The 23044-nt window shown below is 73.2% G+C and carries 22 protein-coding genes; 4 read left to right on the top strand and 18 right to left on the bottom strand.

The features are described from left to right. Positions 1-126: 126 nt before the first annotated feature. The 13 genes from OERS_RS06610 to OERS_RS06550 form a co-directional block, all read right to left on the bottom strand. Positions 127-1005: a tyrosine-protein phosphatase gene (locus OERS_RS06610; RefSeq protein WP_068625195.1), complete on the bottom strand. Its 879-nt coding sequence runs from the start codon at positions 1003-1005 to the stop codon at positions 127-129. Between the two features lie 105 nt (positions 1006-1110). Further along, on the bottom strand, positions 1111-1998 hold the full coding sequence (gene pyrF, locus OERS_RS06605; RefSeq protein ID WP_068625194.1) for an orotidine-5'-phosphate decarboxylase: 888 nt from the start codon (positions 1996-1998) through the stop codon (positions 1111-1113). Beyond that, positions 1995-5342: a carbamoyl-phosphate synthase large subunit gene (gene carB, locus OERS_RS06600; protein ID WP_068625193.1), complete on the bottom strand. Its 3348-nt coding sequence runs from the start codon at positions 5340-5342 to the stop codon at positions 1995-1997. Before carB ends, pyrF begins: the two co-directional genes overlap by 4 nt. A 3-nt stretch (positions 5343-5345) precedes the next feature. After that, positions 5346-6605 (bottom strand): glutamine-hydrolyzing carbamoyl-phosphate synthase small subunit, encoded by a 1260-nt coding sequence (gene carA, locus OERS_RS06595; protein ID WP_056651997.1) that lies wholly within the window; start codon positions 6603-6605, stop codon positions 5346-5348. Continuing rightward, positions 6602-7165: a PH-like domain-containing protein gene (locus tag OERS_RS06590; RefSeq protein ID WP_231907732.1), complete on the bottom strand. Its 564-nt coding sequence runs from the start codon at positions 7163-7165 to the stop codon at positions 6602-6604. The genes carA and OERS_RS06590 overlap by 4 nt, the downstream gene beginning before the upstream one ends. Next, the gene (locus OERS_RS06585; protein ID WP_068625192.1) at positions 7162-8508 is read right to left on the bottom strand and encodes a dihydroorotase; all 1347 of its coding nucleotides are present in this window, start codon (positions 8506-8508) and stop codon (positions 7162-7164) included. The genes OERS_RS06590 and OERS_RS06585 overlap by 4 nt, the downstream gene beginning before the upstream one ends. Beyond that, on the bottom strand, positions 8505-9518 hold the full coding sequence (locus tag OERS_RS06580) for an aspartate carbamoyltransferase catalytic subunit (protein WP_068625191.1): 1014 nt from the start codon (positions 9516-9518) through the stop codon (positions 8505-8507). The genes OERS_RS06585 and OERS_RS06580 overlap by 4 nt, the downstream gene beginning before the upstream one ends. Next, on the bottom strand, positions 9515-10177 hold the full coding sequence (gene pyrR / locus OERS_RS06575; protein WP_068625190.1) for a bifunctional pyr operon transcriptional regulator/uracil phosphoribosyltransferase PyrR: 663 nt from the start codon (positions 10175-10177) through the stop codon (positions 9515-9517). Before pyrR ends, OERS_RS06580 begins: the two co-directional genes overlap by 4 nt. A gap of 296 nt (positions 10178-10473) precedes the next feature. After that, the gene (gene nusB, locus OERS_RS06570) at positions 10474-10890 is read right to left on the bottom strand and encodes a transcription antitermination factor NusB (protein WP_056652009.1); all 417 of its coding nucleotides are present in this window, start codon (positions 10888-10890) and stop codon (positions 10474-10476) included. A gap of 1 nt (position 10891) precedes the next feature. Beyond that, positions 10892-11455, bottom strand: coding sequence for an elongation factor P (gene efp, locus OERS_RS06565; RefSeq protein WP_056652011.1), 564 nt, complete (start codon positions 11453-11455; stop codon positions 10892-10894). 196 nt (positions 11456-11651) lie between these two features. Further along, a complete protein-coding gene (locus OERS_RS06560; RefSeq protein ID WP_248948412.1) occupies positions 11652-12269 on the bottom strand; it encodes a hypothetical protein in 618 nt (205 codons plus the stop codon). Next, positions 12266-12880 carry a hypothetical protein gene (locus tag OERS_RS06555; protein ID WP_068625188.1) on the bottom strand — a complete coding sequence of 205 codons (615 nt, stop codon included), beginning with the start codon at positions 12878-12880 and terminating at the stop codon, positions 12266-12268. The genes OERS_RS06560 and OERS_RS06555 overlap by 4 nt, the downstream gene beginning before the upstream one ends. A gap of 88 nt (positions 12881-12968) precedes the next feature. Beyond that, positions 12969-13415 (bottom strand): type II 3-dehydroquinate dehydratase, encoded by a 447-nt coding sequence (locus OERS_RS06550; RefSeq protein ID WP_056652020.1) that lies wholly within the window; start codon positions 13413-13415, stop codon positions 12969-12971. A 102-nt stretch (positions 13416-13517) separates the two neighbouring features. On the opposite strand from OERS_RS06550, the gene OERS_RS06545 reads away from it, so the two are divergent. From OERS_RS06545 to OERS_RS06535, 3 genes are read left to right on the top strand one after another with little or no spacing between them, the layout of a single operon-like run. Beyond that, positions 13518-14990 carry an MFS transporter gene (locus OERS_RS06545; protein WP_248948410.1) on the top strand — a complete coding sequence of 491 codons (1473 nt, stop codon included), beginning with the start codon at positions 13518-13520 and terminating at the stop codon, positions 14988-14990. 27 nt (positions 14991-15017) lie between these two features. Continuing rightward, positions 15018-16223 (top strand): alpha/beta hydrolase, encoded by a 1206-nt coding sequence (locus OERS_RS06540; RefSeq protein ID WP_248948408.1) that lies wholly within the window; start codon positions 15018-15020, stop codon positions 16221-16223. Further along, complete coding sequence (locus OERS_RS06535; RefSeq protein ID WP_068625187.1) at positions 16220-17044, top strand: glycerophosphodiester phosphodiesterase family protein; 825 nt, start codon at positions 16220-16222, stop codon at positions 17042-17044. The genes OERS_RS06540 and OERS_RS06535 overlap by 4 nt, the downstream gene beginning before the upstream one ends. 114 nt (positions 17045-17158) lie before the next feature. Here OERS_RS06535 and aroB read toward each other — a convergent pair whose 3' ends face one another. Genes aroB through aroC form a run of 3 tightly spaced genes read right to left on the bottom strand, consistent with a single transcriptional unit; the run spans position 17159 to position 20134 of the window. After that, entirely contained in the window at positions 17159-18325 is a 1167-nt protein-coding gene (aroB, locus tag OERS_RS06530; RefSeq protein ID WP_056652329.1) for a 3-dehydroquinate synthase, read from the bottom strand. A gap of 17 nt (positions 18326-18342) precedes the next feature. After that, a complete protein-coding gene (locus OERS_RS06525; protein ID WP_056652024.1) occupies positions 18343-18915 on the bottom strand; it encodes a shikimate kinase in 573 nt (190 codons plus the stop codon). A gap of 1 nt (position 18916) precedes the next feature. Continuing rightward, complete coding sequence (gene aroC, locus OERS_RS06520; RefSeq protein WP_056652026.1) at positions 18917-20134, bottom strand: chorismate synthase; 1218 nt, start codon at positions 20132-20134, stop codon at positions 18917-18919. Positions 20135-20273: 139 nt separating this feature from the next. On the opposite strand from aroC, the gene OERS_RS06515 reads away from it, so the two are divergent. Beyond that, positions 20274-20972 (top strand): prepilin peptidase, encoded by a 699-nt coding sequence (locus OERS_RS06515; RefSeq protein ID WP_082848955.1) that lies wholly within the window; start codon positions 20274-20276, stop codon positions 20970-20972. 1 nt (position 20973) lies between these two features. On the opposite strand, the gene OERS_RS06510 is transcribed toward OERS_RS06515, so the two are convergent. Beyond that, positions 20974-21876, bottom strand: a complete 903-nt coding sequence (locus tag OERS_RS06510) for a shikimate dehydrogenase (RefSeq protein WP_068625186.1) — start codon at positions 21874-21876, stop codon at positions 20974-20976. Beyond that, positions 21873-23015: an endolytic transglycosylase MltG gene (gene mltG, locus OERS_RS06505; protein ID WP_068625185.1), complete on the bottom strand. Its 1143-nt coding sequence runs from the start codon at positions 23013-23015 to the stop codon at positions 21873-21875. Before mltG ends, OERS_RS06510 begins: the two co-directional genes overlap by 4 nt. Positions 23016-23044: the final 29 nt, after the last annotated feature.

The following is a 23044-nucleotide window of genomic DNA, read 5'->3' as shown; positions in this document are numbered from 1 at the left end:
CAAGTCACCTACTTGTCCTCAGACGGATGGGCCCACACGTGCACCGGGGCCGCCGACCGGATCACGAGCCCCGGTGGCGACCTCGACACCTTCGAAACTAGTCACACCTGGCAGGTCAGGCAACGTTCACACGCCCTGAGCAGCGAACTTCCTGACGATCTTCTCCCTGGTCGCAGGCTCGACGCCGCACGCGTCGAGGTATCCGTCGATGCTCCCGAACTCCTGCTCGGCGAGCGTCCACGCTCCCTGCAGGTACTCGGGCTCGACGCCCAGCAGCGGCGTCAGCGCCTCCTTGTCGAGCCCGGGGATCGGGGGGATCACGGCCGCCATGCCATCGACCGCGGCGGCGCTCGCGAGGTACTCGGCGAGCCGGTCCTCGTCGCTCACGCCGCAGACGTGCTGGACCAGGGCGACGATCCATCCCGTGCGGTCCTTTCCCGCCGAGCAGTGCACGACGACCGCACCGTCGGCGTCCGCGACGTCCTGCAGGGCCGCCCCGACCGTCCGACGGATCCCCGGGTCGGTGACGAACGTCGCATAGACGCCGTGCATCATGGCACGGGCCAGCGCCTGCGGATCCTTCGAACCGATCAGCTGACCGATCATCGCGGCGGTGTCGGCCGACCGTTCCTCGGAGTCCTCGGCGTCGTCGCTGCCTGCCCCGTCGCTCGAGGCGCGCAGCGCGTGCCCGACGCCGGCGCCCGGGTCCATCCGCCGGGGCACCACCCGCGTGGTCGCCGGGACGACGTCCTGCCCGTCGCGCTCGACCTCGTCCTCGCCACGCAGGTCGAGGTCGACGGTCACGCCGAGGGCCTCGAGCGCAGCCACGCCCTCGGGCGTCAGCCGGGACAGGCCGGCGGTGCGCAGCAGGACCCCGGTACGCAACGGCTCGGTGGCGCCGACCGGCACGGCGCGGCCACCCACGTCGCGTGCGTTCCAGGTCCCGGGGATGTCGAGGGCTCCGGGGTCGTTCGTCCGGGCGTGAGCAGCGAGGGAGGAGGTCATGGGGCGAGTCTGTCAGGTCGCGTCAAGAGCCGCCCCACGTCCGAGGGGGCGCCCACCGGAATCGGTGGGCGCCCCCTCGGACGTCTGCGAGCGCGCTGCTGGTTCTCAGCCGCGCAGCGCGTCGGCCGCCTCGCGCGAGGCCGTCCGTGCCGCCTCGAGGAGCGAGGCGGCGTCGGGCCCGGCCGCGAGCACACCGCGCGAGGTCGACGCGAGCACCTGTCGACGAGCGTCGCCGAACACCGCGGCGAGCTCGGCCGCGCCAGCGCCCTGCGCACCGACCCCGGGAGCCAGGAGCGGGCCGTTGACGGCCGGCAGGTCCACCCCGGTGTTGCGCGCCGCGTCGCCGATGGTCGCGCCCACGACCAGGCCGATCGACCCGAGCGGGTCCGCGCCCTCGTTGAGGGCCGCGGCCTCCGCCGCGATGCGCGCGGCGACCGAGCGGACGTCGGCCCCGGCGCCCGTGCGGGCGTGCTGGACCGAAGCGCCCTCCGGGTTGGACGTCAGGCACAGCACGAACAGCCCGCGCCCCGTCTCGAGCGCGGCCTCCACGGCCGGGGTCAGCGACCCGAAGCCCAGGTACGGCGAGACCGTCAGCGCGTCACCCGCGAGCGGCGAGCCGTCGCGCAGGTAGGCGTCCGCGTACCCCGCCATGGTCGACCCGATGTCGCCGCGCTTGGCGTCGACGATCGTCAGCGTCCCGGTCGGCCCCGCGGCCGCCGCAGCGGCCAGGACCTCCTCGAGCGCTGCGACCCCGCGCGAGCCGTGGCGCTCGAACAGCGCTGACTGCGGCTTGAGGGCAGCGACGTGCCCACCCACGGCCTCCACGACCCGCAGGCCGAACTCACGGACCCCCGTGGCGTCGTCGGGCAGGCCCCACGCCGCGAGCAGGCCCGGGTGCGGGTCGATGCCCACGCACAGCGGCCCGAGGGAGTCCATGGCCGCGGCGAGCCGCTCCCCGAAGGGGCGACGGGCCGGGGTCACGGCGGCGCTCACGCGTCCGCCGCGGCGTGCCGCGCGGCCGTGGCCGTCATGTGCTCCTGCAGGCTCCACACGTCGAACGGGCCCGCGAGCACGGCCTCGATGCCCTGGACCGCGGCAGCGAGCTGCTGGGTCGTCGTGACGATCGGCTTGTCCGCGGCGGTCGTGGCCGCGCGGATCTCGTAGCCGTCGGCGCGTGCGCCCTGGCCTGACGGCGTGTTGATGACCATGTCGACCTTGCCCTCGGTGATGAGGTCGACGATCGTCGGCTCACCGTCCGCGCCGCGGCCCGAGGAGAACTTGCGCACGATCGTGGCCGGGATGCCGTTGCGGCGCAGGACGCCCGCGGTGCCCTGGGTCGCGAGGATCTCGAAGCCCAGCTCCGTGAGGCGCTTGATCGGGAAGACGATCGAACGCTTGTCGCGGTCCGCGACCGACACGAAGACCGAGCCCGTGGTCGGCAGGCCGCCGAAGGCCGCCGCCTGGGACTTGGCGAACGCGCGCGGGAAGTCGCGGTCGAAGCCCATGACCTCACCCGTCGAGCGCATCTCCGGGCCCAGGACCGTGTCGACCACGATGCCGTCGGTCGTGCGGAACCGCTTGAACGGCAGCACGGCCTCCTTGACCGCGATGGGGGCGTCGAGGTCGAGCGTGCCGCCGTCGCCCTCGGCGGGCAGGATGCCGCTCGCGCGCAGGTCGGCGATCGACTCGCCCACCATGACGCGGGCAGCGGCCTTGGCCAGCGAGACTCCCGTGGCCTTGGAGACGAACGGGACCGTGCGCGAGGCGCGCGGGTTGGCCTCCAGGACGTACAGGACGTCCGAGACCAGCGCGTACTGCACGTTGAGCAGGCCGCGCACGCCCACGCCCTTGGCGATGGCCTCGGTCGAGCGGCGGATGCGCTCGATCTCGGCCTCGCTCAGCGAGACGGGGGGCAGCACGCAGGCCGAGTCGCCCGAGTGGATGCCGGCCTCCTCGATGTGCTCCATGACGCCGCCGAGGTACATCTCGGTGCCGTCGTAGAGCGCGTCGACGTCGATCTCCATCGCGTCGTCGAGGAAGCGGTCGATGAGCAGCGGCGCGGGCAGCGAGCCCGTCGTGGTGCGGTCGTCGGTCGCGGCGGCGTGCAGCGCACGCTCGACGTAGCCCGTGAGCTGCTCGGCCGAGTAGACGATCTCCATGCCGCGCCCACCGAGCACGTAGGAGGGACGCACGAGCACCGGGTAGCCGATGCCCTCGGCGATCTCCTGGGCCTCGGCCAGGGACGTCGCCGTGCCGAACGCCGGGGCGGGCAGGCCCGCCTCGGCCAGGACGCGACCGAACACGCCACGGTCCTCGGCTGCGTCGATGGCCTCGGGCGAGGTGCCGAGGATGGGCAGGCCCGCGTCGGCCAGGCGCTGCGCGAGGCTCAGCGGGGTCTGGCCGCCGAGCTGCACGATGATGCCCGCGACGGGTCCCGCGGCGAGCTCGGCCTGGTAGACCTCGAGGACGTCCTCGAACGTGAGCGGCTCGAAGTAGAGGCGGTCCGAGGTGTCGTAGTCCGTCGAGACGGTCTCCGGGTTGCAGTTGACCATGACGGTCTCGTACTCGTCCTTGAGCGCGAGGGTCGCGTGCACGCACGAGTAGTCGAACTCGATGCCCTGACCGATGCGGTTGGGGCCCGAGCCCAGGATCAGGACCGCGGGACGCTCGCGCGGCGCGACCTCGGACTCGAGGTCGTAGGACGAGTAGTGGTACGGCGTCTTGGCCGCGAACTCGGCCGCGCACGTGTCGACCGTCTTGTAGACCGGGCGCACGTCGAGCGCGTACCGGACCTCGCGGACCGTGGACTCCCCCGCCGCACCCATGCCGCGCAGCTTCGCGATCTGCGGGTCCGACAGGCCGTGGCGCTTGGCCTCGAGCAGCACGTCGCGCGTGAGCGCGTCGGCCGAGGCGACCGACTCGGCGACCTCGTTGATGAGCTGGATCTGGTCCAGGAACCACGGGTCGATCTTGGTGGCCTCGAAGACCTGCTCGAGGCTCGCGCCGGCGCGCAGCGCCTGCTGGGTCGCGACCAGGCGGCCCTCGGTCGGGCGGGCGATCTCCGCCAGGAGCTCGTCGAGCGCCTCGCCCGAGACGGGCTCGCCGTCCCAGTGGAAGACCGAGCCGGCCTTGTCGATCGACCGCATGGCCTTGCCGAGCGCCTCGGTGAAGTTGCGGCCCATGGCCATGGCCTCGCCGACCGACTTCATGGTCGTCGAGAGCGTCGGGTCCGCGGCCGGGAACTTCTCGAACGCGAAGCGCGGGACCTTGACCACGACGTAGTCGAGCGTGGGCTCGAACGACGCGGGCGTGACCTGCGTGATGTCGTTGGGGATCTCGTCGAGCGTGTAGCCCACCGCGAGCTTCGCGGCGATCTTCGCGATCGGGAACCCCGTGGCCTTGGACGCCAGCGCCGAGGAGCGCGAGACGCGCGGGTTCATCTCGATGACGATGATCCGGCCCGTGTCGGGGTGCACCGCGTACTGGATGTTGCAGCCGCCCGTGTCGACGCCGACCTCGCGGATGACCGCGATGCCGATGTCGCGCAGCTTCTGGAACTCGCGGTCCGTGAGCGTGAGCGCCGGGGCGACCGTGACCGAGTCGCCCGTGTGCACGCCGACCGGGTCCACGTTCTCGATCGAGCACACGACCACCACGTTGTCCGCGGTGTCGCGCATGAGCTCGAGCTCGTACTCCTTCCAGCCGAGGATCGACTCCTCGAGGAGCACCTCGGTCGTGGGCGAGTAGTGCAGGCCCTGGCCCACGATGCGGCGCAGGTCCTGCTCGTCGTAGGCGATGCCCGAGCCGAGACCGCCCATGGTGAAGGAGGGGCGCACGACCATGGGGTAGCCGAGCGAGTCGGCGGCCGCGATGGCCTCGTCGATCGTGTGGATGATCTCCGAGCGGGCGCTCTCGCCGCCGCACTTCTCGACGACCTCCTTGAACTGCTGGCGGTCCTCGCCCTTCTCGATCGCGGCGATGTTCGCCCCGATGAGCTCGACGTCGTACTGCGCGAGGACGCCGGCCTCGTCGAGCGCGATCGCGGCGTTGAGGGCCGTCTGGCCGCCGAGGGTCGCGAGCAGCGCGTCGGGGCGCTCCTTGGCGATGATGGTCGTCAGGACCTCGGTCGTGATGGGCTCGACGTAGGTCGCGTCGGCGAACTCGGGGTCCGTCATGATCGTGGCGGGGTTCGAGTTGACGAGGATGACCCGCAGGCCCTCCTCCTTCAGGACGCGGCAGGCCTGCGTGCCCGAGTAGTCGAACTCGCACGCCTGGCCGATGACGATCGGCCCGGAGCCGATCACCAGGACGCTGGAGATGTCAGTTCTGCGAGGCACGGCTCAGATCTCACTTTCGGAGGACGGGGTGACCGGGGCGGCGTTCGTCGCGGAGCCGGAGGCCCCTGCGGAGTCGCGCATCAGGTCGAGGAAGCGGTCGAAGAGGTAGGCGGCGTCGTGCGGGCCCGCGGCGGCCTCGGGGTGGTACTGCACCGAGAAGGCCGGGCGGTCGAGGCACGCGAGCCCCTCGACGACCTGGTCGTTGAGACCGATGTGCGAGACGACGACGCGGCCGTAGCGCCCGCCGTCGTGCGGGGCGACCGACTCCCCGTCGCGCGGGGCGTCGACGGCGAAGCCGTGGTTGTGCGCGGTGACCTCGACCTTGCCCGTGGTGCGGTCGAGCACCGGCTGGTTGATGCCGCGGTGGCCGTAGCCGAGCTTGTAGGTGCCGTACCCGAGCGCGCGGCCCAGGATCTGGTTGCCGAAGCAGATGCCGAAGTACGGGATGCCGCGGTCGAGGACCGCGCGCAGCAGCTCGACCTCGGTCGTCGCCGCGCCCGGGTCGCCCGGGCCGTTGGAGAAGAACACGCCGTCGGGCGCGAGCGCGACGATCTGGTCGATCGTGGTCGTGCTCGGCACGACGTGCACCCGCACGCCGCGCTCGGCGAGGCGCTGGGGCGTCATGGCCTTGATGCCCAGGTCGACCGCGACGACCGTCGCGACCGGCTCCTGGCCGGCGTGCTCGCCCGAGGGCTCCACGACGTACGCCTCGGGCGTGCTGACCTCGCGGGCCAGGTCCGCGCCCGTCATGGCCGGGGCCGAGCGGACGAGCTCGACGAGCTCCTCCGTGGGGCGCGGGTAGCCGCCGCGACGCAGGTCCTCGCCCGAGAAGATGCCCGCACGCATGGTGCCGAGCTCGCGCAGGTGGCGCGTGAGGGCACGCGTGTCGATCGAGCTGATGCCCACGACGCCCTGCGCCGCGAGGTCCTCGTCGAGCGAGCGCGTCGCGCGCCAGTTCGAGGCGCGGCGCGCAGGGTCGCGCACCACGTAGCCGCTGACCCAGATGCGGGTCGACTCGGCGTCCTCGTCGTTGACTCCCGTGTTCCCGATGTGGGGGGCCGTCATGACGACGATCTGCCGGTGGTAGGACGGGTCGGTCAGCGTCTCCTGGTAGCCGGTCATGCCGGTGTTGAAGACGATCTCGCCGAACGTCGTGCCACGGGCCCCGTAGGCCAGGCCCGTCAGGGTCGTGCCGTCCTCGAGGACCAGGACCGCGGTCCGGTCGTCGGCCTGGGCGTCCGTGCTGGGGGTCGAGATGCTCACTGCTGCGGCTCCTTCGAGTCGTCGTTCGGTGCGCCGTCGGCGGCGGGAAGAAGCTCGCGCACGGCGTTCAGGAGGGTGGCACGGTCGGCGGTCTGCTGGGTCCGCAGTCCAGTATCCAGGCGTGTGGCGGGCGCGTCCCCGGCCGCGGGGACGGTCCAGGTCAGCACGACCAGGCCGTCCTTGCCCACGTACTTGCCCGCCATCCCGGGGGCCAGCGAGACGGCCTCGAGGGCGCTCGCGGCCAGGAAGAGGTCGGGGGCGCCCTGGCGGGAGACCAGGACTCCGGTGCGGTGCACGGTCACGGTCGCGTTCGACCGGAAGCCGAGACGGTGCGCCCCGACGCGGGCGAGCCAGTCCCCCGCGAGCGTGCTGGAGACGTAGACCGCGGTCACGGGGCCGGCCAGGACCTCGCCCAGGTCGCCCTCGGGGACGGCCGGCGGGGCGGGGACGGTCTGGGCCGTGCGGGTCGTCAGGCGCTTGAGGCCCACGAAGACGACCGTGAGCAGGACCAGGCCGATGACGACCCAGATGCCGACCGCGACGGGCAGGGGGAGGTTCACGAGCGGACCCCCGCGACCTGCTCGACCGGGGCGCCGTCCAGGACGGTCGCGCGCCCGCGCAGGAACGTCGCGACGACCCGTCCCGGGAGCTCGTAGCCCTGGAAGGGCGTGTTGGTGCTCGCCGTGGCCTGCGCCGAGCCGTCGACCACGCGCCGGGCCGCCGGGTCCACGAGGACCACGTTGGCGGGCTCGCCGACCTCGAGGGGGCGACCCTGCGCCGTCGGGCCCTCGTCGATGCGGCCGATGCGCGCGGGCGCGGCCGACAGGACGCGCGCCACGTCCGCCCAGGTCATGCGGCCCGAGTCGACCATGGTCTCCTGCACGACGCTCAGGGCCGTCTCCAGGCCCGTCATGCCGAACGCGGCCGCGGCCCACTCGCAGTCCTTGTCCTCGCGCGTGTGCGGGGCGTGGTCGGTCGCGACGATGTCGATCGTGCCGTCGGCCAGGCCCTGGCGCACGGCCTCGACGTCCGCCGCGGTACGCAGCGGAGGGTTGACCTTGAACGTCGGGTCGTAGTCGCGCGCGAGCTCGTCGGTGAGGATGAGGTGGTGCGGGGTGACCTCGGCCGTCACGTCGATCCCGCGGCCCTTGGCCCAGCGGATGATCTCGACCGAGCCGGCCGTGGACAGGTGGCACACGTGCAGGCGCGAGCCCACGTGCTCGGCGAGCAGCACGTCACGCGCGATGATCGCCTCCTCGGCGACCGCGGGCCAGCCCGCGAGGCCGAGCTCGGCCGAGACGACGCCCTCGTTCATCTGGGCGCCCTCCGTGAGGCGGGGCTCCTGCGCGTGCTGGGCCACGACGCCGTCGAACGCCTTGACGTACTCCAGGGCGCGGCGCATCAGGATGGGGTCCCAGACGCACTTGCCGTCGTCCGAGAACACGCGCACGCGTGCGGCCGAGTCGGCCATGGCGCCGATCTCGGCGAGGTGGTGGCCCTCGAGGCCCACGCTGACCGCGCCGACCGGGTGGACGTCGACCCAGCCTGCGTCGCGCCCGATCCGCCAGACCTGCTCGACGACGCCCGCGGTGTCCGCGACCGGGGTCGTGTTGGCCATGGCGTGCACGGCGGTGAAGCCGCCCACGGCTGCGGCGCGCGTGCCCGAGACGATGGTCTCGGCGTCCTCGCGCCCCGGCTCGCGCAGGTGCGTGTGCAGGTCGACGAGGCCGGGAAGGGCGACCAGGCCGGTCGCGTCGACGACGGTCTCACCGTCCGCGACGGGGCTGTTCGTCGCGCGGACCTCGGTGATGACGCCGCCCGCGAGGACCAGGTCGACCGGGTCGGCGCCCAGCGGGGCCGCGCCCTGCAGGACGTAGGTGGGGTTCGTGGTCTGCTCGCTCATTCGAGTCCAGCCCTTTCCGTGGAAGCGTCGCCCGCGAGGAGCAGGTAGAGGACGGCCATGCGCACCGCGACCCCGTTGGCGACCTGCTCGACGATCACCGCGCGCGGTGAGTCGGCGGCCTCCGCCGAGATCTCCAGGCCACGGTTCATGGGGCCGGGGTGCATGACGATGGTGTGGTCGGGCAGGAGCGCCAGGCGGCGCCCGTCGAGCCCGAAGTTGCGCGTGTACTCGAGCGGGTTGGGGAAGAACGCTCCCCCACCGGCTCCCGAGCCGCTCATGCGCTCGCGCTGGACGCGGAGCATCATCACGGCGTCCGGGGCGGTCTCCGCGAGGACCTCGTCGAGGTGGTAGGAGACGTCGCACGGCCAGGTCTCGACGCCCACGGGCACGAGCGTGGGCGGGGCCACCAGGGTGACCTTCGCACCGAGCGTGTGCAGCAGGTGGACGTTGGAGCGTGCCACGCGCGAGTGCAGCACGTCGCCGACGATCGCGACCCGCAGGCCCGCGAGGTCCTGGCCGGTGGGGTCGCCGGTGATCGAGGCCCCCGCGGCGCCGCGCCCCACCAGGTGGCGGCGCATGGTGAACGCGTCGAGCAGCGCCTGCGTGGGGTGCTGGTGCATCCCGTCGCCCGCGTTGACGACCGCCGAGTCGACCCAGCCGGCGTGCGCGAGCGTGTGCGGGGCGCCCGAGGCCTGGTGGCGGATCACGACCGCGTCGGCGCCCATGGCCTGCAGGGTCAGGGCCGTGTCCTTGAGCGACTCGCCCTTGGAGACGCTCGACCCCTTGGCCGAGAAGTTGATGACGTCGGCCGACAACCGCTTGGCCGCGGTCTCGAACGAGATCCGGGTACGCGTCGAGTCCTCGAAGAACAGGTTGACGACCGTGCGACCGCGCAGCGTCGGGAGCTTCTTGATCTCGCGCGACTGCGTCGCGGCCATCTGGGCGGCCGTGTCGAGGATGCGGATCGCGTCGGTGCGCGAGAGGTCCGCGGTGGACAGCAGGTGCTTCATCGGGTGCCCTCGCTGGACGTGGTGGGCCGCTGGCTGATGAGGACCGCGTCGACCACGGGCTCACCCGTGGCGGCGCCGTCGACAGGCCCGTCGGTCTCGACGAGGCGCACGCTCACACGCTCGGAGAGGGAGGTGGGCAGGTTCTTGCCCACGTAGTCGGGGCGGATCGGCAGCTCGCGGTGCCCGCGGTCGACCAGCGCGGCGAGCTGGACCGCGCGGGGGCGGCCGACGTCGCTGATCGCGTCGAGCGCCGCGCGGATGGTGCGACCGGAGAACAGCACGTCGTCGACCAGGACGACGACCTTGCCGTCGATCCCGGAGGCCGGCAGGCGGGTCGCGCCGATGGTGCGGACCGGGTGCTTGTGCAGGTCGTCGCGGTACATGGTGACGTCGAGCTCGCCCACGATGCTCGCGGTGTCGAGACCCGGCTCGATCGTCGCGAGGCGCTCGGCGAGCCGCACGGCCAGGGGGACGCCTCGGGTGGGGATGCCCAGGAGGACCACGTCGTGCGCGCCCTTGTTGCGCTCGACGATCTCGTGGGCGATGCGGGTCAGTGCCCGCGCGATCTCGGTCTCGCCGAGAACGGTGGTCACGCCGGCCGAGGTGTCCTCGGGGGTGACGGGTGGAACGGAAGATGGTACGGCAGGCCCAGAACTCATTCTGGCGACCCCCTTCCCCGCCTCACTGGACGGGCCTTAAAGGAAATCTGACTCCTTCACCCTACCGCCCGGCCGGGGCGGGCCCCGGCGCTTCTCACGGGGTGGGCAGGCGTCGTTGGTCACAGTGCGGCCAGCGGGGCAGGCAGGCAGCCGGGCGGCCGGGCAGCCGGTCGCTCGGTGCAGACCCGACCGCAGTCCCGGATGCACGGACGCCGGCCCCGCCACGAGGGCGGGACCGGCGTCCGGGGGCACGTCGTGCCACCGAGGTGGCGTGAGGTACTGCCGGCCGACCTGGCTCAGGCCAGGATCGTCGGCTTCATCTCCTCGATGCGGGCCAGCAGGCCGTTGACGAAGCTCGGCGAGTCGTCCGTCGAGAGCTCACGGGCGAGGTCGACGGCCTCGTCGATCGCGACGGCGTCGGGGACGTCGTCGTTGTAGAGGATCTCCCAGCTGCCGATGCGCAGGAGCGCGCGGTCGACCGCGGGCATGCGCTCGAGGGTCCACCCGTGCGAGTAGGTCTCGAGCAGCTCGTCGATCCGCTCGCGGTGCGCCAGGACGCCCTCGACGAGGTCCACGGTGTACTGCGGCAGGGGCGTCTGGCTGCCCGAGTCGACGATCCGGTCGGCGAGAAGGGTCTGCGGGTCCAGCTGGCGCTGCTCGGCCTCGAAGAGGACGTCGAGCGCGCGCTTGCGTGCCTTGGTTCGAGCACCCACGTCAGTCGTTCACGCGCCCCAGGTAGGAGCCGTCGCGGGTGTCGACCTTGACCTTGGTGCCCTGCTCGAGGAACAGCGGGACCTGGATCTGCGCGCCGGTCTCGAGCGTCGCGGGCTTGGTGCCACCCGTGGAGCGGTCGCCCTGCAGGCCCGGCTCGGTGTAGGTGATCTCGAGGACGACCGACGGGGGCAGCTCGACGTAGAGCGGCACGCCCTCGTTCGTCGCGACGAGCGCGCTCTGGCTCTCGAGCATGTAGTCCGCGGCGTCGCCGACGGTCGCGGCCGGGACCGTGATCTGGTCGTACGTGGACGTGTCCATGAAGACGAAGTCCTCGCCGTCCTTGTACAGGTACTGCATGTCGCGCTTGTCGACGTTCGCGGTCTCGATCTTGAGGCCGGCGTTGAAGGTCTTGTCGACGGTCTTGCCGGACAGGACGTTCTTCATCTTGGTGCGAACGAAGGCGCCACCCTTGCCGGGCTTGACGTGCTGGAACTCGATGATCGTCCACAGCTGGCCGTCGAGCTTGAGCACGGTGCCGTTCTTGATGTCGTTGGTCGTCGCCACGTTCGGTCTTCCTGTCGCGTTGTCATGGGGCTGCCGTCGGGGTGTCTCGCGGTGGGAGCCACGTGCGATCCACTGATGCGCACACGTTCGGGTGCGCGCCCTGGCGGTAGCGGGCCCTTCCTGGCGGGCTCCCCGCGCCGACAGCAGCGTTCGAGCGCTGCGGCGTTCCCGGGGGCCGCGAAAGGCCCGGTCCAGTCTACCGGAGGAGACCAAGGATCGCTGCGCCCAGGATTCCGGTCGCTCCGGCCCAGATCATCGAGGCCAGGGTGCCGATCATGAAGCGCTCGGCTGCGACGGGGTGGTCGCGCAGCTCGGGGTAGCGCCCCAGGCCCTTGATCGCGACCACGAACGCGACCCCCGCGGGGTACCCGGCGAGCAGGCAGCCCGTGATCGCGAGGCGCTCGAGGATCCCGATCCACGTGCCGCCGCGCAGGGTCTGGACGGCCTCGTCGCCGAGGGGCCCGCCAGGGTCCGACGGCGCCGCTCCGGCCGCCGGGTCGGGTGCGGCGGGCGGGACGGCCGGGGCCGACAGGGACGACACGGGTGGCCCCGCCGGCCCGGCAGGCACGCCGACGGCCGGCGGCGGAGGGACGGGAGCGCTCGGCGCCGTGGTCGCCCCTGCGGCCGGGACGACGTGTCCGGGCGGCGGAGGGACGGGGCCCGGGTCCCTGGCCGGAGGGACCTCCCCCTCGATCTCGGAGCGGCGCGCCGCGGCCCGCAGGACCCACGGCGTGACGAGCATGCCGCCCAGCACGCTGAGCAGGAGGGTCGCGACCACGACCCCTGCCACGGCCATCCCTGATGCGAAGCTCACGCGTCTGCCTCCTGCAGGAGTCTCGTCACGACCGGCCGGACGGCCGCTTCCTCGGACCACAGGCTCGCGCGCAGGCGTTGGCTCACGGCCTGCTCGCTGATCCCGAGGTCCCGGGCCACATCCTTCTGGGTGCCACCCACACGCGCGAGCGCGTCGACGACCTCCCAGCCCGCCGGGGTGCGCCGGGCGCCCACCGCGAGCAGGAGCCGCAGGAGCGCCTCGACCTCGCCGGCCGCCGCCGGGTCGGGTCCTTCGACTGCCGACGGGACGGCGCTGCCGCGGGTCTTGGCCCGCTCGACCGCGGCGCGGGCGTGGACGAACGCCGACCCGGACGCCTCGCGCGAGGCCCGGGGCAGACGCCCGTCGGGCCCGGGAAGCACCTGACCGATGCCGAGACCCGTGCTCCAGCCTCCCCACCTGCCCAGGGCGAGGACGAGCTCCACGACGAGCGCGGCGTCGTCGAGCACGGCCTGCACCTCGTCGCCGACGGTCCGGTCGAAGGGGATGACGACCCCCGCGCGGCCCTCGTAGGGCGCGAGGCGGCCGAGCAGGTCCGGCACGAGGTCTCCCCGGCGGGTGCTGGCTCTCTGGTCCACTGTCAGGACGAACATCCCTCCACGGTAGACCCTTGATCTACCTTCCTCAAGGGGTAGAACTTGATTCTCTCTGCTCAAGCCTCAGGGCTTGATGCGGCGGGATCTAGGCCGCCAGCCGCGACACGATCGCCAGGACCGCGAGGCGGTACGAGTCGAACCCGAACCCGGCCACGGTGCCCGTCGCCACCCCGCCGATGACCGAGTTGTGGCGGAACTCCTCGCGTGCCGCGGGGTTGCTCAGGTGCACCTCGACGAGCAGCAGGCCTGCCTTGGTCACCTGCGCCGCTGCGTCCCGCAAAGCGTACGAGTAGTGCGTGAACGCCGCGGGGTTGAGCACCACGTGCGCGCCGTCGTCGACCGCGCCGTGCAACCAGCCGACCAGCTCCGACTCGTCGTCCGTCTGGCGGACCTGGACCTCGAGGTCGTTCTCCGCGCCCCAGCGCTCGCCCGCCGCGACCAGGTCGGCGTAGGACGCCGCCCCGTAGACGTCGGGCTCGCGGACGCCCAGGCGACCGAGGTTGGGACCGTTGAGGATGAGGACGCGAGTCATGCGCAGAGCCTAGCGGGGCCGAGGTCTCCCCCGTCGTGACCGTCCAACGGCCCGGCCCCCGCCGTTCACCCTCACGCCCGCCGGACGGTCTACGATGCGCGCGTGCCAGATCACCAGAACGTGACCCCCGCCACACCCGGCCACGAGGCCGACAGCGGCCTCTCCCCCGCCGCGGACGCCGCCTCGCCCTCCCCCGTCGTCGGCAGACGCCAGGTCCTCGCCTGGTCCCTGTGGGACTGGGGCTCGGCCGCGTTCAACGCCGTCGTCACGACGTTCGTCTTCACGCGCTGGATCACGAGCGACGCGTTCGTCGAGGCGGGAGCTGCCGACCCCGACGCGGTCATGGCCGACCACACGGCCTGGCTCGGGTGGGGCCTGACGATCGCCGGCGCGCTCATCGCCCTGCTCGCCCCCGCGCTCGGGGCGCTCGCGGACGCCTCGGGCCGGCGCAAGGTGTGGCTCGGCGTCAACACCGCGGCGACCGTCGCGGCCATGGTCGCCATGTTCTTCGTGCAGCCCGTCCCCGGTTCGCTGTCCGACGCCGTGATCCTGGGCGTCGTGCTCCTCTCGGCGGGCAACGTCTTCTTCGAGCTGGCCTCGGTGGCGTACAACGCCCTGCTGCTCGACATCTCGACGCCTCGCACGATCGGGCGCATCAGCGGCATCGGCTGGGGTGCGGGCTACGTCGGCGGGATCGTGCTGCTGCTGGTGCTGTTCGTCGGTTTCATCAACCCCGAGGTCGGCTGGTTCGGCGTCACGGGCACGGACGGCATGGACATCCGGGTGAGCGTCCTGCTCTCGGCCCTGTGGTTCGCGGTGTTCGCGATCCCGGTGCTCCTGGCCGTCCCGGAGACGCCGCGCCCGGGAGGGTCCGCGCCGATCGGTGTCGTGGGCGCGTACCGCAAGCTCGGCCGAGACCTCGTCCACCTGTGGCGCACGCGTCGTTCGACGCTCGGCTACCTCGTCGCGAGCGCCGTCTACCGCGACGGCCTGGCGGGCGTCTTCACGTTCGGGGCGGTGATCGCCTCGGGCACGTTCGGGTTCAGCGCGAGCGAGGTCATCGTGTTCGCGATCGCCGCGAACGTCGTCGCGGGGCTCTCGACGATCGCGGCCGGCTGGCTCGACGACAAGATCGGCCCACGTCGCGTGATCCTGGGCTCGCTCGTGGGTCTGGTGATCTCCGGCACGGCCGTCTTCGTCCAGCACGACGGCGGCGCGAACGTCTTCTGGGTCTGGGGCCTGCTGCTGTGCGCGTTCGTCGGCCCGGCCCAGTCCGCCAGCCGTGCCCTCCTGGGCCGTATCAGCGACGAGGGGCGTGAGGCCGAGGCGTTCGGCCTGTACGCGACCACGGGCCGCGCCGCGAGCTTCCTCGCGCCGATGGCGTTCGCGACCATGGTCGCCGTGTCGGGCGAGCAGTTCTGGGGCATCCTGGGGATCGTCGCCGTGATCCTCGTCGGGCTCGTGCTCATGCTGTTCGTGCGCTTCCCGGCCGGGGACGGCGTCGACGGCGGCAAGGACCTCGTGACGGTGCCCGCGAGCACTGCGGGAACGGCAAGCACGGAGGACCGGCGATGACAGAGGACCAGCGATGAAGGACCAGGCGTGACGGAGCCCCTCAGGACGACCGACGAGCGGGCCCCCGGAGATGCCTCGGGGCCGCGCGCAGGGCTCGCCTGGCGACCCGACCACCTGCTCGCCGGCTTCGAGGCCGCGACGCTCGCCACGGGCGGCCCTCCTCCCGGGGTGCGCGCGGGACTCCTGTCGCTCGTCCCGCCCCTTCCTGGCCGGGCCGCGAGCGCCCGCGAGGCCGTGGGGCGGTCCACGGTGCACGACGCCGACGCGGGTCCGGAGCTCGCTCCCGAGCCCGGTCCGCCTCCCGTCGCGACGCTCGTGCGCCGCACGCCCGGGGCGCCGGAGGACGCCGGACGGCGCAGGGGCGTGTTCCTGCACGTCCACGGCTACAACGACTACTTCTTCCAGGACCACCTGGCCCGGGCGGTCGAGGACGCGGGCTACGCGTTCTTCGCCGTGGACCTTCGGGCCGCGGGGCGCTCCTTGCGGCCTGGGCAGGTCCCGCACTTCGTCGAGGACCTGCGGGAGCCTGCCACGGACCTGTCGGTCGCGGTCGCGGCCGTCCGCGGGCTGCACCCCGGTCTGCCCCTGGTGGTGCACGCGCACTCGACGGGGGGCCTGGTGGCACCGTTGTGGGCGCACGCGCACCGTCGGCAGCATCTGATCGACGCGCTCGTGCTGGACTCGCCGTTCCTCGACCTCAACTCGAGCTGGCTGAACCGGACGATCGCGACCAGGGTGCTCGACGCCGTCGGGCCGTGGTCTCCCCTGGCGGTGCTCAGCGCCGCGCCCTCGGCGTACGCGACGCACCTGCTCGCAGCGAACGGGGGCCGGTGGGACTTCGACCCGGAGCTCAAGCGTCCTGACGGTGTCCCGGTCCGGGCCGGGTGGCTGCGGGCCGTGCGCCAGGGGCAGGCGCGGCTCGCGCGCGGGCTCGACGTCGCGTGCCCCGTGCTCGTGGCCCACTCGGCGAGCTCGGGGCCCGACGACCTGACCAACCCCCTGCTCGACGAGCAGGACACGGTCCTGGACGTCGAGCAGATCGCGCGTCTGGCCCCGCGCGTGGGACCGGACGTGACGATCCGTTCGATCGAGGGCGGGGTGCACGACCTGACGCTGTCCGCGGACGGACCGCGCGAGGCCTACCTGACCTCGATGCTGACCTGGCTCGACGCCCGGCTGGCGCATCCGGGGCGTCTGGGGCACGGCGGGCGTGCCGTAGGCCCGACCCGATGAGCCGCACGGACCTGCGCGGCGGTCGCCCCGGGGCCTGGCGTCACCCCTACCTCGACTCCCCCACGGGGTTCGTGGCGCTCGCTCACCGCGGGTTCTCGCTCGACGGGCTCGAGAACTCGCTCGCGGCGTTCGCCGCGGCCCGAGCGCTCGGGTTCGGGTACGTCGAGACGGACGCGCACGCGACGTCCGACGGCGTCGCGGTGGCCCTGCACGACGCGAGCCTGGACCGCACGACGGACGGCACGGGGATGGTCGCGGACCTGCCATGGGCTCGGGTGCGCGACGCGCGGATCGGGGGCGTCGAGCCGGTCCCTCTGCTGGAGGACGTCCTGGGGACCTGGCCGGACCTGCGGGTCAACGTCGACGTGAAGGCGGACTCGGCCGTCGGGCCGGTCGCTGCGGCGATCGAGCGCACGCGGGCGCACGAGCGCGTGTGCGTCGCCTCGTTCTCCCCGGCGCGCAGGCGACGGACGGTCGAGCGCCTGACCCGGCCCGTGGCGACCTCGACGGGCACGAGCGAGGTGGCGGCGTTCCTGCTCGCGGCCCGGGCCGGGGCACCGCGGTCCCCGTTCGGCGCGCTCGCGTCCTGGGCGCTGCGCGGCGCCGACTGCCTGCAGGTCCCCGAGAGGCAGGGCCCGTTGACGGTCGTGGACGCCCGGACGGTCGCGGCCGCGCACGCCGCGGGCCGCCAGGTGCACGTGTGGACGATCAACGACCCCCTCGAGATGGGGCGGCTGGTCGGCCTGGGGGTCGACGGGATCGTGACGGACCGCGCCGACCTGCTGCGCGAGGTCCTCCTCGCGCGGGGGCGCTGGGCCTGAGGCCGGCCCCGAGCGCGCCGCGACCGAGACGGCGAACGGCCCGTCCCCCCACCGGTGGGGGGGACGGGCCGTGGTGCGTCGTGGCGGCTCCGCAGGAGGCCCGACGACGTCGCGTCAGAGGGCGATCGGCCCACCGCGGGGCGCGTCGATCGCGATCTCGGCGTACGCGGCCGCGAGGAGCGCCGGGTCCGGCCCCTCGAGGCGCGAGGGCTTGCCGATCCCGTCGAGGACCACGAAGCGGAGCAGGTCGCCGCGGGACTTCTTGTCGCGGCGCATGGCCGACAGGAGCTGCTCCCAGCGGTCCCCCCGGTAGGTCAGGGGCAGCCCGAGGTTGCCGAGGATCTCGCGGTGACGGTCCACGGTCGCGTCGTCGAGGCGTCCCGCGAGGCGCGAGAGCTCGGCGGCAAAGACCATGCCGACCGACACGGCCGCGCCGTGGCGCCACGCGTAGCGCTCGGTGAGCTCGACCGCGTGGCCCAGGGTGTGGCCGTAGTTGAGGATCTCGCGCAGGCCGGCCTCCTTGAGGTCCTCCCCCACGACGCGCGCCTTGACCGCGACCGAGCGTTCGATGAGCTCGACGACGACGGCCCACGTCGACGCGGGCACCGTGGCCCCGCCCCAGCTCTTGAGCTCGTCGATGTTCTCCTCGACGAGCTCGAGGATCCGCGGGTCGGCGATGAAGCCGGTCTTGACGATCTCGGCGAGCCCGGCGACGAAGTCGAACTTGGGCAGCGACTCGAGCGAGGCGACGTCGCAGAGCACGCCCGCGGGCGGGTGGAACGCGCCCACGAGGTTCTTGCCCTCGGCCGTGTTGATGCCCGTCTTGCCGCCCACGGCCGCATCCACCATGGCCAGCAGCGTCGTGGGGACGTGCACGACCTTGATCCCGCGCAGCCAGGTCGCCGCGACGAAGCCCGCGAGGTCCGTCGTGGCTCCCCCGCCGACCGAGACGATCGCGTCGCTGCGCGTGAAGTCCGCCTGTCCCAGGACCTGCCACAGGAACGCGGCGACCTGCGCGGTCTTGGCCTCCTCGGCGTCGGGGACCTCGGCGATGTACGCCTCGTAGCCCACCGCGAGCAGGTCCTCGCGGACCGTGTCCGCCGAGGTCGCGAGCGCGGCCGGGTGGATCACGAGCACCCGGCGGACGTCCGGCCCGAGCATCGAGGGCAGCTCGCCCAGGAGGTGCCGGCCGATGAGGACGTCGTAGGGCTGGTCGCCCTCCACCCGGACGCGGGCGGGCGTGGCCGGCCGGCCCTGCTCGTCCTCCGGTGCTGTGCTCACGGTCTCCTGCTGGTCGGTCACTGCTCGCTCCTCGTGGTGTCGGCGCGCGCCGCGGAGGGCGCCTCGCCGAGTGCTGTCTCGATCTCGTGGGCCACCTGGCCCGGGGTGCGGGCGTCCGTCAGGACCCGCAGCGTGGCGAGCCGCTCGTAGACGGGGCGCCGCCCGTCCATGAGCGCCTGCCACTTGGCGCGCGGGTTGCCGAGCAGCAGCGGACGCGCCTGGTTGAACCCGACGCGCGGCCCCGCGTGCGCCAGGGAGACGTCGAGGAACACCACGACCCCTCCGGCGGCCGCGTAGGCCTCGAGCGCCGCCTGGGTGTACTCGTCGAGGACCGCGCCGCCGCCGAGGGCGAGCACCCCCTCGTGGACCGCGAGGGCCTGGGTCACGGCCTCGCGCTCGAGCGCGCGGAAGCGCGGTTCGCCGTCCTCGAGGAAGACGTCCGCGACGGACTTGCCCGCGACGACCTCCACGTCGGTGTCGGTGTCGCGCGCGGCCAGCCCGAGGCGTTCGGACAGCACCCCCGCGACGGTCGACTTGCCGCAGCCGGGAGGGCCGATCAGGACGACGCGGGGGCCGGTGCTCGACGTCATCTCAGCGCAGCAGCTCGGGTACGGAGGACAGGTAGCCCTCGACGTTGCGGCGGACCTCGACGACCGAGTCGCCGCCGAACTTCTCCAGGACGGCCTCCGCGAGGACCAGCGCGACCATGGCCTCGGCCACGACCGCCGCGGGCGGCACCGCGCAGACGTCCGAGCGCTGGTGCTGGGCCTTGGCGGGCTCGCCCGTCGCGACGTCGACCGTCGCCAGGGCGCGGGGGACGGTCGAGATGGGCTTCATGGCCGCGCGCACGCGCAGGACCTCGCCGTTGGACATGCCCCCCTCGACGCCGCCCGCACGGTTGCTCAGGCGGTGCAGGTGGCCGTCCTCGCCGCGCACGATCTCGTCGTGGGCCTGCGACCCGCGCCGGCGCGCGGTGCGGAAGCCGTCGCCGACCTCGACGCCCTTGATCGCCTGGATGCCCATGAGCACGGCCGCGAGGCGTGCGTCGAGCCGGCGGTCCGACTGGACGTAGGTGCCGAGCCCCGACGGGACGCCGTAGGCCAGGACCTCGACCACACCACCCAGGGTGTCACCGTCCTTGTGGCACTCGTCGATCTCCGCGACCATTGCCGCCGAGCTCGCGGGGTCGAAGCAGCGCACCGGGTCCGCGTCGAGGCGCTCGACGTCCTGAGGCTGCGGGAGGGCCGCGTCCTCGGGGACGTCGACCGTGCCGATGCCCACGACGTGCGAGACCAGGCGGATCCCCACGGCCTGCTCGAGGAACCTGGCCGCGGCCACGCCGAGCGCGACGCGGGTCGCGGTCTCGCGCGCCGAGGCGCGCTCCAGGACCGGCCGCGCGTCGTCGAACGCGTACTTGCGCATGCCGATCAGGTCCGCGTGCCCGGGGCGAGGGCGCGTGAGCGGGCGGTTGCGCGCGATCTCGCGGACGTCCCCCGTCCCGGCGTCGACCTGCAGCGCCTCCGCGGGCACGGGGTCCGCGCTCATGACGTCGACCCACTTGGGCCACTCGGTGTTGCCGATCTCGATCGCGAGCGGGCCACCCTGCGTGAGACCGAGGCGCAGCCCCGCGAGGATGCGGACCTCGTCCTGCTCGAACTTCATGCGCGCGCCGCGCCCGTAGCCCAGACGGCGGCGCGCGAGCGCGTCCTGCACGTCCTTCGTCACGAGCTCGACCCCTGCGGGCAGCCCTTCCAGGATGCCGACCAGCGCCGGACCGTGCGACTCACCCGATGTCAACCAACGAAGCATGAGCAGAATCCTCCCACGCCGCACGCGCCCGCCCCGAACCCGCCCGCAGTGCGGACCGGTCGGACGACCGGTCAGCACCGCGGGCGCGGCCTGTGGACGACGCCGGTGAGCGCCCTGCGCGCTGCGCTAGGTTCGCCGGATGACGAACGCAGGGGGCGGGAGTCCGGCCGTCGCGCCGGGACAGGACGGGGCGAGCACGGCTCCGGGCGTCGACCGGGGGCCAGCGGGCCCCCAGGTCCCGTTGTGGCACCGCGCACGCGACGAGGTCGGTGCGCACCGTGCCACGATCTGGGCCGTGGGTGTCCCCGTGACGATCCTGACGGTCGCGGGGGCCGTGCACGTCGGCCACCCACCGGCCTCGCTGCCCGCGACGGCCTTCCTCGCGACCCTGGGCTCGGCCCTCGCGGTGATCGACGTGCGCACGCACCGCCTGCCGAACGCGCTCGTCCTGCCGGCGTACCCGGTCCTGGCGGTGCTGCTGGGAGCGGCGAGCCTCCTCGGGCCCGACGACGGCTCACCGGTCCGCGCGCTGGCCGGCGGCCTGGTCCTCTACGGTGCCTACGTCCTCCTGGCCCTCGCCCCGTCGGGGCTCGGGTTCGGGGACGTCAAGCTCGCGGGGCTGCTCGGCGCCTACCTCGCGTGGTTCGGCTGGTCCGAGCTCGTGGTCGGCGCGAGCGCGGCCTTCCTCCTGGGTGGCCTGGCAGCCGTCGTCCTGCTCGCCACGCGGCGTGCAGGACGACGGACCCTGATCCCGTTCGGCCCGTTCATGCTGACGGGCGCCGCCCTCGGAGCGCTCTGGGGAGCAGGGGTCGTGGGCCCGGTGCTCCTGACCGGCTGAGTCAGGCCCCGGCGACGCTCGGGGCGAGCGCCTCCTCGAGGGCTGCGGCCATCGCGGCCAGCGGCGCGACCTGGCCCGTCATCAGGCGTACCTGCTCGGCCGCCTGGTGCAGGAGCATGCGCTCGCCGCCCACGACCAAGCCCTCCCGGTCCGGCGACCCGGCCGCCCAGGCCCGGGACAGCGCCGTCGGGCGGGGGTCGTAGACCACGTCGAGCAGGACGCCTCGCGGGGCGGGGCCCCCCGCCGCGGCGTGCGCGGTGAGCGCCTCCGCGACCGGGTCTGCCGCCCGCGAGGGCAGGGTCGACACGACCACGTCGACGTCGCGCACGCGCGCGGTCGCCGGGTCCAGCAGCTCGAAGCGCGGGGTGACGCCCATCCGGTGCGCGGCCCGCTGGAGGCCGCCCGTGCGCCCGAGCGAACGCACCAGCACGGTCGGGGACGTGCAGCCCAGCTCGGCGAGCGCCGCCAGGGTCGAGGCGGCCGTCGCCCCGGCCCCCAGCACGACGGCGGACACGACCGGCCGCTCCCCCGGGCCGCTGCCCAGCCCCTCGCGCAGCGCCGCGACCAGGCCGTGGACGTCCGTGTTGGCCCCGACCAGGGTCCGCCCGGAGCCCGTGGGCTGGAACAGGACCGTGTTGACGGCCCCCACGACCTCGGCGAGCGGCTCGACGTGGTCGAGCAGCTCGAACACGACCTGCTTGAGCGGCATGGTCAGGCTCAGGCCCGCCCACGCGTCGTCGAGGCCGTCCACGAAGCCGCGCAGCCGCTCCTCGGTCACGTCGACCGCGGTGTACTCCCACCTGTCCAGCCCCAGGGCGCGGTACGCGGCCGAGTGCAGGACGGGCGAGAGCGAGTGGGCCACGGGGTGGCCCAGGACGGCGGCGCGGTGCGTCGCCTCCGTCACGGGTTCTCCGCCTGCCACGCGCGCAGCTCGTTGACGTACCGCTGGTGCTCGGCCATCGTGGACGAGAACTTGGTCTCGCCGGTATCGAGGTTGACGGCGACCCAGAAGAGCCAGTCCCCGGGTTCCGGGTTCAGGATGGCCTCGACCGAGGCCTTCCCCGGTGACGCGATGGGGCCCGGCGGCAGCCCCCTGTGCCTGTAGAGGTTGTAGAGGTTGTCGGTGTTCGCCTTGTCGGCGAGCGTGATCTCGGTGCCTGGCTTGCCGAGGCCGAACGCCACCGCGGCATCGATGTCGAGGGTCATGTCTCGTTCGAGCCTGTTCTCGATCGCCCGGGCCATCTTGGGGCGGTCCGCGTCGGCCTTGGCCTCACGCTCGACCAGGGACGCCTTGGTGATGACCGTCTGCCGGTCCGCGGGCGCGACCCCCAGCGCGTCGAGGTTGCTCACGGTCGCCGCAACCATGTTGGCCACGATGGTCGCGGGCGTGTCGTCGGGCTCGAGCAGGTACGTCGACGGGAAGAACCAGCCCTCGAAGTTGCCTCCGGCCTCGGCCGGGAGGCCCACGGCAGCAGGATCCGCCATGGCGGCCTCGAACTCCTCGACCGGCTTCCCGGTCACCGACACGGCGCGGTCGATGACCTGCGCCTTGGTGAAGCCCTCGGGGATCGTCAGCTTCATCTCGTTCTTGCTCTCCTTGGAGAGCAGCAGCGCCACGGCGGCCGAGGCCTTCATCTCGGTGAGCATGGTGAAGTTGCCCGGCTGGATCTTGCTCGCCTCGGGGTTGGCCTTGTAGGCGTCCGTGAACGCCTTGACCGACTTCACCACCCCGGCGTCGACGAGCGTCTGCCCGATGACCGCCCCGGTCGAGCCCGGCTCGATCGTGACGTCGACCGGGTCGACCCCCTGGCCCTCGTAGTCCGAGGCGGCGAACGGGTTCTCGAAGCCCAGCAGGCTCGACGCGTTCGAGACCAGGTAGTACCCGGCCCCGCCGACGAGCAGCAGCGCCACCACCACGATGAGGGTGCGACGACGCCGACGCTGGGCGCGCTTCTTCGCGGCCCTGCGGTCCCTGCCACCCGAGCGGGACGCCCGGGTCGGTTGCTCGTGCTGCACCGGCGGGCGTTCGAATAGGTCGGTCACGGGAGGTTGCCTCCTGACGAGTGCGTGCG

This window comes from Oerskovia enterophila (assembly GCF_001692445.1).
Taxonomy (GTDB): domain Bacteria; phylum Actinomycetota; class Actinomycetes; order Actinomycetales; family Cellulomonadaceae; genus Oerskovia; species Oerskovia enterophila.
This window is presented reverse-complemented; position numbering and strand designations above follow the sequence as displayed.